The sequence below is a fragment of the Afipia sp. GW821-FHT14H12 genome (genome assembly GCF_058803465.1).
On sequence record NZ_JBXAOZ010000001.1, the window covers coordinates 145,070 to 157,441 of the forward strand.

Below are 12,372 nucleotides of genomic sequence, written 5' to 3' on the forward strand. Positions count from 1 at the left end.
GTGCGGCTCCCAAGGTCAACACCGAAGGCGATCATGGCGGTTATGTCCCCTGTCAGGCTCACCGGTCAGGACCGGGCGGGATGGAAGAAATCGTGGATTCGCCGCGCGCTTTCGGCGCTCACGCCTGGAACCTTGCCAAGGTCTGCCAGCGAGGCGCGCTCGATTTCCTTCAACGTTCCGAAATGATGCAGCAGCGCCCGCTTGCGGGCCGGGCCGATGCCCGGAATTTCCTGCAAGCCCGCCTCGCGGATGTCCTTCTTGCGCAGCTTGCGGTGCGATCCGATCACGAAACGGTGTGCCTCGTCGCGCAGCCTCTGGATGAAATACAGCACCGGATCGCGCGGCTCGAGCTTGATGGCCGGGCGGTCCGGCAGGAACAGCGTCTCGCGCCCGGCGTCACGGTCCGGCCCTTTGGCGACCGACATCAACGAGACGCCAGTGACGCCGAGTTCATCGAAAATCTGGCGCACCGCGTTCAACTGCCCAAGGCCGCCGTCGATGATGACGAGGTCCGGCCATTGCGGGACGTCATCGTCCTTGGCCTGCGCGCCCGCCTCCGCCGACAATAGCCGCTTGAAACGGCGCTGCAACACCTCGCGCATCATGCCGTAATCGTCGCCCGGCGTGAGATTTTCAGAGCGGATGTTGAATTTGCGATACTGGTTCTTCATGAAGCCTTCCGGCCCTGCGACCACCATGGCGCCGACCGCATTGGTGCCCTGAATGTGGCTGTTGTCGTAGATCTCGATCCGGCGCGGCGGCTGCGGCAATTGCAGCGCGCTCACGAGGCTGTCGAGAAGCCGCGTCTGGGTGGCGGTGTCGGCGAGCTTGCGGCCCAGCGCCTCGCGCGCGTTGGTCAGCGCGTGATTGACCAGTTCCTTTTTCTCGCCGCGCTGCGGCGTCGAAACCTCGACCTTGAATCCGGCCTTGACGCTGAGCGCGCTGGCCAGCAGTTCGCCTTCCTCGATCTTGTGGGAGAGGAGGACGAGCTTCGGCGGCGGCTTGCCGTCGTAGAATTGCGACAGGAACGAGCCCAGCACCTCCTCCGCCGTCAGCGACTTGTCTGCGCGTGGGAAATAGGCGCGGTTTCCCCAGTTCTGCCCGGTGCGGAAGAAAAACACCTCGACGCAGCTATAGCCGCCCTCCTGATGGATGGCGAACACGTCCGCCTCCTCCACCGTGCGCGGATTGATGCCCTGCTGCGCCTGCACCGCCGACAGCGCGGCCAGACGGTCGCGATACAGTGCCGCGCGCTCGAATTCGAGCTCGGCGGAGGCCTTCTCCATCTCCGCGGCGAGTTGCTCTTTCACCGCGCGGCTGCGGCCGGAGAGGAAGTCGGTCGCCTCCCGCACAAGCTGGGTATAGGCGGGGAAATCGATCTCGCCGGTGCACGGCCCCGCGCAGCGCTTGATCTGGAACAACAGGCAAGGCCGGGTGCGGCCCTCGAAAAACGAATCCGTGCAGGAGCGGATCAGAAACGCGCGTTGCAGCGCCGTCAGCGTCCGGTTGACTGCGCCGACGGAGGCGAACGGCCCGAAATAGCGGCCGGGCCGCGTCTGCGCACCGCGATGCTTGACGAGCTGCGGCGCCCAGTGATCGCTGGTGATGAGAATATAGGGAAACGACTTGTCGTCGCGCAGCAGCACGTTGAAGCGTGGCCGCAACTGCTTGATGAGGTTCGCTTCCAGCAGCAGCGCCTCGGTCTCGGTTTCAGTCGAGACGATCTCGACATTCACCGTCATCGCGATCATGCGCGCGATCCGCACCACATGGCCGGTCGGGCGGGCGTAGGACGAAAGCCGCTTTTTGACGTTCTTGGCCTTGCCGACATAGAGCACGTCGCCGCTCTCGTTGAGCATGCGGTAGACGCCAGGAGAGGTTGGCGCGAGCTTCACCGCCTGCTCGATCACGGCGCGGCCGACTCCGAGGCGGCTCTCGCCCCCCCATTCGGCCTCATCCTCCACCGGCTCGGGAAGCGCGGAGTCGTCCTCCTCCGGGTTGGTCACGGCAAGGTCGCTATCCTGCGGCGGGACATCGGAGGAACCCGGCGCCTGCGCGCCGCCGGGTGCCGGCGGACTCGTCACCGGATCATCAACGCTCCGCCCCGGTGCGGCCATCGATCTTTCATGATCGTCGCTATTCATGGCCCCAAATTAGTGATCGCGGAGGCTGAGGGCCAGCGGTCGGTAAGATTCTCTTAACAACGATCCACCCCGAAAACCCCGCGTTAAGAAGTGTTTAACGTAAAACTCTCGATAAATTTTACGCAGAAAAGACGGGCTTTCGTAACCACGATGGCCCGTGACCCCCGCCTTGGAGGCGCGGGTCGAAAAGTCAGTAGCGTATGCGTCGGGAGTATTTGAGATGTTGAAGAAAGCCCTCGGAGTAGCGATCCTGGCCCTGAGCAGCGCTGCGAGCGCCCAGGCCGCCGATCTCAGCTATCGCCGTCAGGCGCAGCCCTACACCGTCAACCAGCCGCTGAACGGCTATAGCTGGGCGGGCCCCTATCTCGGCGCCAACCTCGGCTACAATTTCGGCGACGTCTCCAACAGCGGGACCAGCCCTTCCGGGTTCAGCGGCGGTATCCAGGGTGGCTACAACTGGCAGTTCGGCACCCCCTGGGTGCTTGGCCTCGAAGCCGACCTGCAGGCCACCGGCGCTGACGACACCTTCGCGGCATGGAAGTTCTCCAACCCCTGGTACGGCACCATTCGCGGCCGCGTCGGCTACGCCATCAACCCGAATTTCATGATCTACGGCACCGGCGGTCTGGCCTTCGGCCAGTTGAAGGGCACCATGCCGGGCCTGAGCGAAACTCACACCACCGCGGGCTGGACCGTGGGCGGCGGCGCCGAATTCGCTCTCACCAACAACTGGTCGCTCAAGGCCGAGTACATGTACGTCGATCTCGACAGCAGCAACTTCCTCATCACCGGTCTGCCGAACGGCTATCAGTTCTCGACCGTGCGCGTCGGCGTGAACTATCACTTCTGATCGCAGCGAAAGCATCGCTTAGCGCTTTTCAATCCCGGGCCTTGCGCCCGGGATTTTTCATGGAGCGAAAGACTTCAGGAGAATACTTCAGGACGAGACCACGAGGTCGACCGCTTTCGGGCCCTTGCCCTTCTTGTCGGGCTCGACCTCGAACGTGATGTGCTGCCCTTCGGTCAGGTTTTTCAATCCCGCTTTCTCGACCGCGGTGATGTGAACGAAGACATCCCGCCCACCGTCATCGGGCTTGATGAACCCGTAGCCCCGCTCCGCATTGAAAAACTTCACGACCCCTGTCATCGCCATGGGATCCCCTCCCCGCACGTATCTTCGACCGGCGTCCCCACGCCAGCCCCCCGGCAATCAGCTAATCACTGCCGCGCAGACTTGACTATTGCCTATGTGGCAAGTTCGAAAAAATACCAGACTGCGGAGGGAAGGCCTCAGGGGCGGACGACTTCGATGCGATAACGCCCAGCGCCACCGAGGCCGAGCGGCTTCTCCAGCTCGGGCAGGACCGTTTTGAGCTCGGAGGCGAGCGTCCAAGGCGGGTTGACGATCAAAAGCCCGGTCGAGACGAGCCCGCTGTCAGCCGTCTGCGGCGCGACGCTGAATTCGACGCGCAGGCAATTCTCACCGCCACCCTCGCGCGCAGCCGCAACCGAGGCGATCTCCCGTGCAAGCCGGTCCGGGCCGCGCCGGTCCTTGGCCGGGTACCAGAGCATGTAGATCCCGGTCGGCCATTTCGCATAGGCCGCAGCGAATTTCTCCACGAGGCGGGAGAATTCATCCTTGTCCTCGAACGGCGGATCGATCAGCACCAGCCCGCGCCGTTCATTCGGCGGCACGTAGGCGGTCAGCGCGGTCCAGCCGTCGAGATCGACCACGCGGGCCTGTGGATCGCGGGAGAGATTGCGGATCAACTCCTTGCGGGCGGCGTCCTGAATCTCGCACGCCACCATCCGGTCCTGCGGCCGCAGCAGCGCCCGCGCGATCAAAGGCGAACCGGGATAGGCGACAAGCTCGCGCGGCGGGTTGAAGGCGCGGACGATGTCGAGATAGGGCGCGACCAGCGCCTGCGCTTCGTCTGAAAACCGCGCCTGCAAAATCCGCGCGACGCCGAACCGCCACTCGCCGCTGCGCTCCGCCTCGTCGCCGGTCAGGTCGTAACGGCCCGCGCCCGCATGAGTGTCGATGACGCGAAACGCCGACTGCTTCTGGTGCAGATAGGTCAGGATCCGCGTCAGCACGATATGCTTGATGACGTCCGCGAAATTGCCGGCGTGGAAGGCGTGGCGATAATTCATCGGCGCGGCTTACGACATGGCGGCGGTTTACGCAAAGCCTTAGCCTTTGCGCAAAAGCGCACCGCTCCTAGCCGCCGCGCATCGGCGGCATCACGATCTGGTTGCGGCGGCAGGCGCTGCGATCGACCTGCTCACAAGCACGGAACTGCAGATCCTTGTTCATACAGATCCGCACCTCACCAAGCCTGCGGCTGTCGCAGCGCACGGCGATGGCGGAGGCGCTGAGGCCCGGATTGGCCTTGATGAAGGCTTCCTCCACCTCGTTCGGCGACACCGTCTTGGGTGCGGCGAGGTCGAGATATTCCTCCGGAATCTTCACCGTGGCGCGGGCCTTGCGGATGGTCTCGAAATAGGCGCGCGCGCCAAGCCCCGCGCAGGTGCCGTGCTTGTCCCACTCGCTGTAGATCAGCCCCGGTGCCGGCATCAGATCGAGCATCGAGCGCATGACGTTGCGGTCGAGCCGCGGCGCGGGCCGCCGGCAATATTCGGGATAGCCGCGCTCATATTGCGGCCACAGCCCATGCACCACGAACGAATAGGGACGCCCGCCGCACTGTGCCTGCGTGCTGCGCCCGTTGCTGCCGCGCTCGCGCGCGGCCTCGCAGAAGGACGGCGACCATGACAGCGACAGCACGTAGAAATCGAAAGCGCCCGGCGCGTTCTGGCGATGATCCTGCGCGGATGCGTTCGCGCCTGCCAGCAGCAGCGCGCCCGAGACGAGAGCGAGCGAAGCCAGCCCCCGGCGCAAACCTCTCCAACATCCGATCATGAAAACGCCCCCACCCCTTACGCCTTCGAAAAGCGTAACGAGACCTCCGGAACATTACAAGAACAAATTGCAGCAGGCCGAATCGACCTGCGTTACGGCATCGCCGCGCGGCAATTGCGGCCGTAGGCCCAGTTGCGGTCAAGCCCGACCACGCACCATTCAACGCCGGAGCTGAGACCCGTCCCCGCAAAGCCGCCATCCTCGATGATGGAATAGCGCACGAGGCGCGGATGGCCGTCGCTGATCATCGCGCTCGCCGTGCAGAAGCGGCGGGGAATCGCGTTGTAGGCGCCGTTCGGGCTTTCCCACGGGCGGAAAGCCACCTCGCGCACATCGGCAAAGCCGGTGATGCGCAGGTCCGAATTCCAGTAGGTCGATTCCTTCTGCGCGAACTGGGCAGAGACCGCGTGCAACGCCTGCCAGCATTCGCCCATTTGCCCGTCATAGCGCGGGCTGGAGAGCCAGAAGTTCAATTCCAGCGGATTGGCGGCGCGGGCGCTGTCCACAGTGGAGATCGCACCGAAAGCCGCGACCAGCATGGCGAGGACCGCGATTCGCGGCGACGAAAAAGCAATGCGCATGTGACGAAAGCCCATGATGAGTTGCCGGACGGTGCCGCGAAGCCCGATCCTGGTCAAGTGCAGCGCGGCAACACCTTCGGACAACGCCCCATCGCCAGCCCGCCAGCGCTTTCAAAGCCATCGCGCCAAGGCTAGACTCAGCCGCAAATCGAAGGAGCGACCGATGCGCATGAACGGACGTTGGATGATGGCGGCAGCGGCGATCGCCTGCGGTATCGCGGTGAGCACGCCGGCCAAGGCCGACTGGGTGCCGCCGTTCAAGGGCAACGACACCGGCGGCATCATCGCCTACGCGCTCTACCAGCAGGGCGCGGACATCAAGGCGATGGCGACCGACCATTGCGCCCGCTACGGCAAGGTCGTGAAGCTCACTGGCGTCGATGCGCAATATGGTGGCTACATTTCCTTCGCCTGCGTCTGGGTGCCGCCCGGCAGCACCCAGCGGCCGCTGCGCACGGCCTACTGATTTTTCGGATCAGGGAGGATCGGCCATGACACCGCGTCTGACCCTCCGAACCGCCGCTCTGGCCGCCACATGCGGCTGCGCCACGCTGGCCAGCGCGGCCTCGCTTGAAGATATCCCGAACCGCAAACCGGGCCTGTGGGAAATCAAGATGATGTCCGCCGACGCGCGGATGCCGCAGCAGACGATGCAGCAGTGCACGGATGCCAGCACCGACGCCGAAATGCGCACGACCTTCAGCCCGATGGCCAAAGAGATGTGCTCGCAGCAGAACATGCAGAAGACGACGACCGGCTACAGCATCGATGCCACCTGCAACTTCCATGGCATCGCCTCGACCTCACACACCGAGATCAGCGGCGATTTCAATTCCGCCTACACCGTGAAGGTCTCCACCACCCGGAGCGATGGCCCGCCCGGCGTCGCGCAGGCGGGCGACATGACCATGAACGCCACATGGGTCGGCCCCTGCAAGGATGGGCAGAAGGCCGGCGACATCATCATGCCCGGCGGCATCAAGATGAATGTCAACGACATGAAGGCCCTGCGCGCGCTGATCCCGCAGCGCGCACCCTCATCTCACCCGCACTGATAATCAGCTACGCCTTCTTCTGGCGTTCCAGATAGATCTTGCCGCCCTTCATCTTGTGCTGAAGCGGCGCCTCGTTGATCTGGATCACCACCGCATCGGGCTCGACGCCGAGATTCTTCACGAGCGCGGCGGTGATGTCGACCATCATGCCCTTCTTCTGCTCGTCGGTGCGGCCGGCCGCCATGTTGATGGTGATCTCGGGCACGACGTTTCTCCGCGTTCGATCTGAAAGGCTTCAAGCCCAGTTGATGTCGTGGCGCGCCAGCACCTTTTGCACACCCTCGACAAGTTCGCTCTCGCTGACGGCGAACTGCGCCTCGTGCTGCTGCTTCTGCAGGAACGCCTCGCGATCCGCGCTCTCGCCACCGACCTGCGCGCCGAGAATGAGATCCTTAATCTGCACGATGCCCTTCGCTTTCTCATCGCCGCCCTGAATGATGGCGCAGGGCGAGTTGCGGCGGTCGGCATATTTGAACTGCACGCCGAGATTGTTCTTCGGATTGCCGAGATACATCTCGGCGCGGATTCCAGCGTTGCGCAGCGTCGTGACAAACTTCTGGTATTGCGCGATCTCGTTGCGGTCCATCACCAGCACGACCACGGGACCGGCTTCCGGCCTGGTGTCGATCTTGCCGAGCAACGTGAGTGCCGCCTGCAGGCGCGAGACGCCGATGGAGAAGCCGGTCGCGGGCACCGGCTCGCCACGGAAGCGCGAGACGAGACCATCGTAACGCCCGCCGCCACCGACCGAGCCGAACCGCACCGGGCGGCCTTTCTCATCCTTGGTCTCGAGCAGCAGTTCAACTTCGTAGACCGGGCCCGTGTAGTATTCGAGGCCGCGCACGACGGATGGATCGATCTTGATGCGGTCTCGCGTATACCCCGAAGACTCAGCGAGCATTGCAATTTGCCGCAACTCTTCGATCCCATCTTTGGCGGTTTGAGTTGAACCGAAATGCGTCATCATTCCATCGAGGACGCCTTTATTGCTTTCTACGAAATAGGATTTGTCACCGTCATCGCTTGAAAACGTTAGGACTTTTCCAACAGTGGATCGCTTTTCTGGTGACAGGTTGGTTACGTCCTGAAGTTCAGTCACATTACCTGACTGAAGCAGAGCAAACACAACGATCTTTTCAGTCTGTTCGTGATTCAAACCGGCGCCCTTGGTGAAGTCGCCTTTTCCTTCCTCACCACCATCCCATCGTCCTGCACCGAGCAGTTTCCGAATTTCATCGATCGGAAATTTATCCAGCTTGTCGATAGCGCGTAGCACCGTGAGCCGCTTGCCTGCATTCTCTTCGCCACCGAGACCAATGCTCTCCATCACGCCGTCGAGCACCTTGCGGTTGTTGACCTTCACCACATAGGAGCCGCGCGGAACGCCCAGCGCCTCCATCGTGTCGGCGGCCATCATGCACATCTCAGCATCGGCGGCGGGCGAAGCCGAGCCCACGGTGTCGGCGTCGAACTGCATGAACTGACGGAAGCGCCCCGGCCCCGGCTTCTCGTTGCGATAGACGTAGCCGTTGCGATAGCTGCGATAGGGTTTCGGCAGCGTGTCGAAATTCTCCGCGACATAGCGCGCGAGCGGCGCGGTGAGATCGTAGCGCAACGAAATCCACTGCTCGTCATCGTCCTGGAACGAGAATACACCCTCATTCGGCCGGTCCTGGTCGGGCAGGAATTTGCCGAGTGCGTCAGTGTATTCCATCGCCGGGGTCTCGACCGGTTCGAAGCCGTAACGCTCGTAGACGGCGCGGATTTTCTCCACCATCGCGCGCGTTGCGGCGATCTCGGACGGCGTGCGATCCACCAGCCCGCGCGGCAGGCGGGCACGGAGTTTTTGCGGCTTTTTGGATTTTTTGTCGGACATGGCCGGTTGGTATCAGCCGCCAAAACGTCCGGCAAGCACCGAAGGGGTCAGTTCACCAGCACCGCGCCATCGCAGCGGATGCCCGCGACCCAGACATCCGCCTGCCCCAATCCGACCCCGAGTGTCTGCAGCACCGTATTCAGCAGCGTGTCGATCGAGCCAGTGGCACCCGAGATGACCGACACCACCTGCGGCCCGAGCCCCGGAATCGGCAACGCCAGCGGGCCGAGTTGAACGGACAGCGACAGGTCACCCAGCAGGCTCCCCGTCAGCGACGAAGTGAAGGACGTGGTGTTCACGGTCTTGCGCGTCTGCGCCTGAATATCGGCATAGCTGAAATTCACATTGGTCGGAGCCGTGTTCGCCATCGCCGCATGGGCGCGGCCCGTGATCTTGATCGCGCCGAGATCGACGATAGTCGCGGCCGGCGGATTCGGCTTGGTGGTGAAATTCGTCATATCGGCACTGGTCACTCCGCCGATCCACGCATCGACGATGCCGGGCGAGACGCCGAGTTGCGCGGTGGATGACGCGATGTCGGGATAGCCGCAACTCACGTTGTTCAACGTCGCGGTGCCCGCCGCGACTTCCACATAGATCGGCAGGTTCACCGCCGCGACCGAGCCGCTGCCGATCAACTGGACCGTCGCGAGGATACGGGTTTGCGCGGTGTGCACGCTCGCCCCCGCCTGGCCGATGGTGATCCAGCTTGAACCCACTGGCCGTTCGCCGACAGTGACCTGAAGCGAGACGGCAGCGATGCCCGGCAGGCCAAGATTGAGGCTCGTGGCGATCTGGTGGGTGCCGTTGGCCAGTTGCGCGGTGGCCGACAACAGATCCAGTGCGTCGAGATCGACACCCACTTTCGGCTGCTGGCCCACAAGCATGTCGCCATAGGGACCGGCATCGATCAGGTCACCGAGCGTCACCTTGGTGGTGACGCCTGCCAGCGACGAACCGACGTTCGACAACGCGCTGCTCGCGGCGCCTGTGGCACCGCTTGCCTGCAGCGCGGCAATGACGTCCGTCACTTTCAGGTTGGATTGCAGCAGCGAATCGTAACTGACGCCGGTGAGATTTGCGCGCGTCGCCAGCGCCGACATGAAATCGAACAGGTTGACCTCGGCATCCGCCAGCGCCTGATAATCCATCGCCGAGAGCGACAGCGAGGTGCCAAGCATCTGGCCCAGCAACTGGTTGAGCAACCCGCCGTTCAGCGAGGCGAGCCGCGAGCCGATCGCGAAGGTCGCAAGCTGCGTGGTGCTCGCGACCGAACTGACCCGGAGATTGATATAGGGATCGCCGGTCAGCACCTTGCCGAAGAACAGCGGCGTCTTCGTCTGCATGGTGACGCGCACGGCGTTGGCGGGCGTGGCTCCCGCGGTGAAGCGCTGCTGCGGCACAAGCGACGTGTCCGCCTTGTACACACCGGTCTCGACAGCCACGAGCGAGTCCGGCGGGTAGTTGTTTTTGGCGACAGTGGCCGCAGCAGCGCGGGGGGCCCGGGTGAGATCGCTCGCCGCCACGATGGCGGCGAGGTCGGCCGCGCTTTGCGCGCGGCGCTTGTCGGTGAACACCGAGCCGACATCGACACCGAGCGCGGCACAGCCGGTCACCAGCAGCATGCAGGCGGCGGCGATGAAGGCGATGTTGCCGCGTTCGTCGGAGACGAACTGGCGGCCCAGATGCCGCGCGAATTGTCCCGGCTGCTTCATCAATAGCCTCCGCGCGGAATCGCGGCCGAGCGCACGATGACCGGCGGCGGGGCGGGCACGAAGGACGGCAGCGAATAAATGAGCGTGTTCGAGGCGTCGTAGTTGACGGTAACGATGAACACGTTGGGATCGGCACCGGAGGTCGCGGCGTTGACCGACAGATGTGCGGGCACGATCAGCGGATAGCTCGCGGCGTTCTGTGTCACATAGTTCGTGGCCAGAGATTTGCGCTCGGTCTCATTGAGGCCCGCGACCGAAGTGCGCGCAGCTTCGGCGGCCAGTTGCTGCACGTCGTGGACCATCGCGAGATAGGCGCCGAACATCACGATGCCGAACACCAGCAGCATGAAAACCGGCAGCACCAATGCGAATTCGACGGCGGACGCACCCGAACAGGCGCGGCGAAAATCCCGGAAGCGGTGAAAGCCCGTTGTCATGGGCGCAGGATGCTCACACAACTTTTAACAGATTACGAAAGATATATACTACCAATGGTAGTAAATACATGCCGTCCCGGATGCGCAGGCACCGGGGGCGAGCGATGCGCCCACCGTCGTTCCGCTCATTGTCCCCGCCTGATAGGGTCCCGGCCATCTGCCTGCCCGAGGGAAGGAAATCCGTCTTGAATATTCAGCAGTCCCGCTCCGTTTTGTCGCCGAACGACCTTGCCGCCTATTGGATGCCGTTTACCGCCAACCGCGCCTTCAAGAAGGCACCGCGCATGCTCGCGGGCGCGAAGGACATGCACTACTTCACGACGGACGGGCGACAGATCATCGACGCGGCCTCGGGCATGTGGTGCTCGAATGCAGGCCATTGCCGCGAGCCGATCACGCAGGCGATCGCCAGGCAGGCGGCGACCTTGGACTATTCGCCGCCGTTCCAGTTCGGCCATCCGCAGGCGTTCGAGCTTGCGAACCGCATCGCGGCGCTCGGCCCTGAGGGGCTCGATCATGTGTTCTTCTGCAATTCGGGATCGGAAGCGGTCGACACCGCGCTCAAGATCGCGCTCGCCTATCATGCGACGCGCGGCGAAGCCGCGCGCACGCGGCTGATCGGGCGCGAGCGCGGCTATCACGGCGTCGGCTTCGGCGGCATTTCGGTCGGCGGCATGGTCAACAACCGCCGTCTGTTCGGCGCGCTCCTGAACGGCACCGATCACCTGCCCACGACCTACGACCGCGAGCACCAGGCTTTCTCAAAAGGCGAACCGGAATGGGGCGCCCACCTCGCCGACGAACTGGAACGGATCGTCACGCTCCACGGCAAGGATACCATCGCAGCCGTGATCGTCGAACCGATGGCGGGGTCGACCGGCGTGCTGGTCACACCGAAGGGCTACCTGCAGAAGCTGCGCGCGATCTGCGACAAGCACGGCATCCTGCTGATCTTCGACGAGGTCATCACCGGCTTCGGCCGCCTCGGCTATGCCTTCGCCGCCGAGCGCTACGGCGTGGTGCCCGACATGATCACCTTCGCCAAGGGCGTCACCAACGGCGCGGTGCCGATGGGCGGCGTGCTGATCCGCAACGACATCCACGATACGTTCATGAAGGGGCCGGAACACATCGTCGAGTTGTTCCACGGCTACACTTACTCGGCGCATCCGCTTGCCTGCGCCGCCGGCCTCGCCACCCTCGACATCTACCGCGACGAGGACCTGTTCGCGCGCGCCCGCAAGCTGGAACCGTTGTTCGCCGACGCCGTGATGGGGCTGCGCAAGGAACCGAACGTCATCGACATCCGCACGGTCGGTCTGACGGCGGGTATCGACCTCGCGCCCAAGGACGGCCAGGGCGGCCTGCGCGGCCTCACCGCGCTCGCCAACGCCTTCAACGACCATGACCTGATGCTGCGCGTGGCGGGCGACACCCTCGCCTTGACGCCGCCTTTGATCATGAGCGAGGCCCAGATCGGCGAGATCATGGACAAGGTCGCGGCCGTCATCCGCTCGGTCGCCTGAACGCCCGCCCTGCCCGCGCCCGGCCAGCCGGCAGGACGCGGGCCGTTTCGGCGTCTTCGGACCCGCTCCGGCCGCACATCCGGCGGTGGAGAAACACCAGACAGCGCCCCGCAGA

General features: G+C 63.9%; 13 protein-coding genes. 4 read left to right on the top strand and 9 right to left on the bottom strand.

The window, feature by feature from the left end; genetic code table 11:
* Nucleotides 1-65: 65 nt before the first annotated feature.
* Complete coding sequence (gene uvrC, locus AC1RNA_RS00750; protein WP_492949891.1) at nucleotides 66-2,144, bottom strand: excinuclease ABC subunit UvrC; 2,079 nt, start codon at nucleotides 2,142-2,144, stop codon at nucleotides 66-68.
* 220 nt (nucleotides 2,145-2,364) lie between these two features.
* Here uvrC and AC1RNA_RS00755 point away from each other — a divergent pair, with 220 nt between their 5' ends.
* On the top strand, nucleotides 2,365-2,994 hold the full coding sequence (locus AC1RNA_RS00755; protein WP_009339905.1) for an outer membrane protein: 630 nt from the start codon (nucleotides 2,365-2,367) through the stop codon (nucleotides 2,992-2,994).
* A gap of 87 nt (nucleotides 2,995-3,081) precedes the next feature.
* On the opposite strand, the gene AC1RNA_RS00760 is transcribed toward AC1RNA_RS00755, so the two are convergent.
* From AC1RNA_RS00760 to AC1RNA_RS00775, 4 genes are all read right to left on the bottom strand, one after another.
* Nucleotides 3,082-3,297 (bottom strand): cold-shock protein, encoded by a 216-nt coding sequence (locus tag AC1RNA_RS00760; RefSeq protein ID WP_009339904.1) that lies wholly within the window; start codon nucleotides 3,295-3,297, stop codon nucleotides 3,082-3,084.
* A gap of 137 nt (nucleotides 3,298-3,434) precedes the next feature.
* The gene (locus AC1RNA_RS00765; protein WP_492949892.1) at nucleotides 3,435-4,298 is read right to left on the bottom strand and encodes a 23S rRNA (adenine(2030)-N(6))-methyltransferase RlmJ; all 864 of its coding nucleotides are present in this window, start codon (nucleotides 4,296-4,298) and stop codon (nucleotides 3,435-3,437) included.
* A 67-nt stretch (nucleotides 4,299-4,365) separates the two neighbouring features.
* Nucleotides 4,366-5,067 (bottom strand): ribonuclease T2 family protein, encoded by a 702-nt coding sequence (locus AC1RNA_RS00770; RefSeq protein WP_009339902.1) that lies wholly within the window; start codon nucleotides 5,065-5,067, stop codon nucleotides 4,366-4,368.
* A 92-nt stretch (nucleotides 5,068-5,159) separates the two neighbouring features.
* Nucleotides 5,160-5,648 (bottom strand): hypothetical protein, encoded by a 489-nt coding sequence (locus tag AC1RNA_RS00775; protein WP_492951157.1) that lies wholly within the window; start codon nucleotides 5,646-5,648, stop codon nucleotides 5,160-5,162.
* Between the two features lie 163 nt (nucleotides 5,649-5,811).
* Between AC1RNA_RS00775 and AC1RNA_RS00780 the strand changes: the two genes are divergently transcribed.
* Complete coding sequence (locus AC1RNA_RS00780; RefSeq protein WP_492949893.1) at nucleotides 5,812-6,114, top strand: hypothetical protein; 303 nt, start codon at nucleotides 5,812-5,814, stop codon at nucleotides 6,112-6,114.
* Nucleotides 6,115-6,139: 25 nt separating this feature from the next.
* Nucleotides 6,140-6,703 carry a DUF3617 domain-containing protein gene (locus AC1RNA_RS00785; RefSeq protein WP_492949894.1) on the top strand — a complete coding sequence of 188 codons (564 nt, stop codon included), beginning with the start codon at nucleotides 6,140-6,142 and terminating at the stop codon, nucleotides 6,701-6,703.
* Nucleotides 6,704-6,710: 7 nt separating this feature from the next.
* Here the strand turns inward: AC1RNA_RS00785 and AC1RNA_RS00790 are convergent, their stop codons facing one another.
* Genes AC1RNA_RS00790 through AC1RNA_RS00805 form a run of 4 tightly spaced genes read right to left on the bottom strand, consistent with a single transcriptional unit; the run spans nucleotide 6,711 to nucleotide 10,731 of the window.
* Nucleotides 6,711-6,908: a tautomerase family protein gene (locus AC1RNA_RS00790; RefSeq protein ID WP_492949895.1), complete on the bottom strand. Its 198-nt coding sequence runs from the start codon at nucleotides 6,906-6,908 to the stop codon at nucleotides 6,711-6,713.
* 30 nt (nucleotides 6,909-6,938) lie between these two features.
* Nucleotides 6,939-8,579, bottom strand: a complete 1,641-nt coding sequence (gene hisS, locus AC1RNA_RS00795; protein WP_492949896.1) for a histidine--tRNA ligase — start codon at nucleotides 8,577-8,579, stop codon at nucleotides 6,939-6,941.
* A gap of 47 nt (nucleotides 8,580-8,626) precedes the next feature.
* Entirely contained in the window at nucleotides 8,627-10,294 is a 1,668-nt protein-coding gene (locus AC1RNA_RS00800) for a pilus assembly protein TadG-related protein (RefSeq protein WP_492949897.1), read from the bottom strand.
* The gene (locus AC1RNA_RS00805; protein WP_492949898.1) at nucleotides 10,294-10,731 is read right to left on the bottom strand and encodes a TadE/TadG family type IV pilus assembly protein; all 438 of its coding nucleotides are present in this window, start codon (nucleotides 10,729-10,731) and stop codon (nucleotides 10,294-10,296) included. Before AC1RNA_RS00805 ends, AC1RNA_RS00800 begins: the two co-directional genes overlap by 1 nt.
* Before the next feature lie 185 nt (nucleotides 10,732-10,916).
* Between AC1RNA_RS00805 and aptA the strand changes: the two genes are divergently transcribed.
* The gene (gene aptA, locus AC1RNA_RS00810) at nucleotides 10,917-12,257 is read left to right on the top strand and encodes an omega-aminotransferase AptA (RefSeq protein ID WP_492949899.1); all 1,341 of its coding nucleotides are present in this window, start codon (nucleotides 10,917-10,919) and stop codon (nucleotides 12,255-12,257) included.
* Nucleotides 12,258-12,372 lie beyond the last annotated feature (115 nt).

Excerpts from the sequence above, each read along its gene's own strand:
- uvrC (WP_492949891.1), bottom strand. The coding sequence starts at position 2,144 with ATGAATAGCGACGATCATGAAAGATCGATGGCCGCACCGGGGCGGAGC.
- AC1RNA_RS00755 (WP_009339905.1), top strand. The coding sequence starts at position 2,365 with ATGTTGAAGAAAGCCCTCGGAGTAGCGATCCTGGCCCTGAGCAGCGCT.
- AC1RNA_RS00760 (WP_009339904.1), bottom strand. The coding sequence starts at position 3,297 with ATGGCGATGACAGGGGTCGTGAAGTTTTTCAATGCGGAGCGGGGCTAC.
- AC1RNA_RS00765 (WP_492949892.1), bottom strand. The coding sequence starts at position 4,298 with ATGAATTATCGCCACGCCTTCCACGCCGGCAATTTCGCGGACGTCATC.
- AC1RNA_RS00770 (WP_009339902.1), bottom strand. The coding sequence starts at position 5,067 with ATGATCGGATGTTGGAGAGGTTTGCGCCGGGGGCTGGCTTCGCTCGCT.
- AC1RNA_RS00775 (WP_492951157.1), bottom strand. The coding sequence starts at position 5,648 with ATGCGCATTGCTTTTTCGTCGCCGCGAATCGCGGTCCTCGCCATGCTG.
- AC1RNA_RS00780 (WP_492949893.1), top strand. The coding sequence starts at position 5,812 with ATGCGCATGAACGGACGTTGGATGATGGCGGCAGCGGCGATCGCCTGC.
- AC1RNA_RS00785 (WP_492949894.1), top strand. The coding sequence starts at position 6,140 with ATGACACCGCGTCTGACCCTCCGAACCGCCGCTCTGGCCGCCACATGC.
- hisS (WP_492949896.1), bottom strand. The coding sequence starts at position 8,579 with ATGTCCGACAAAAAATCCAAAAAGCCGCAAAAACTCCGTGCCCGCCTG.
- AC1RNA_RS00800 (WP_492949897.1), bottom strand. The coding sequence starts at position 10,294 with ATGAAGCAGCCGGGACAATTCGCGCGGCATCTGGGCCGCCAGTTCGTC.
- AC1RNA_RS00805 (WP_492949898.1), bottom strand. The coding sequence starts at position 10,731 with ATGACAACGGGCTTTCACCGCTTCCGGGATTTTCGCCGCGCCTGTTCG.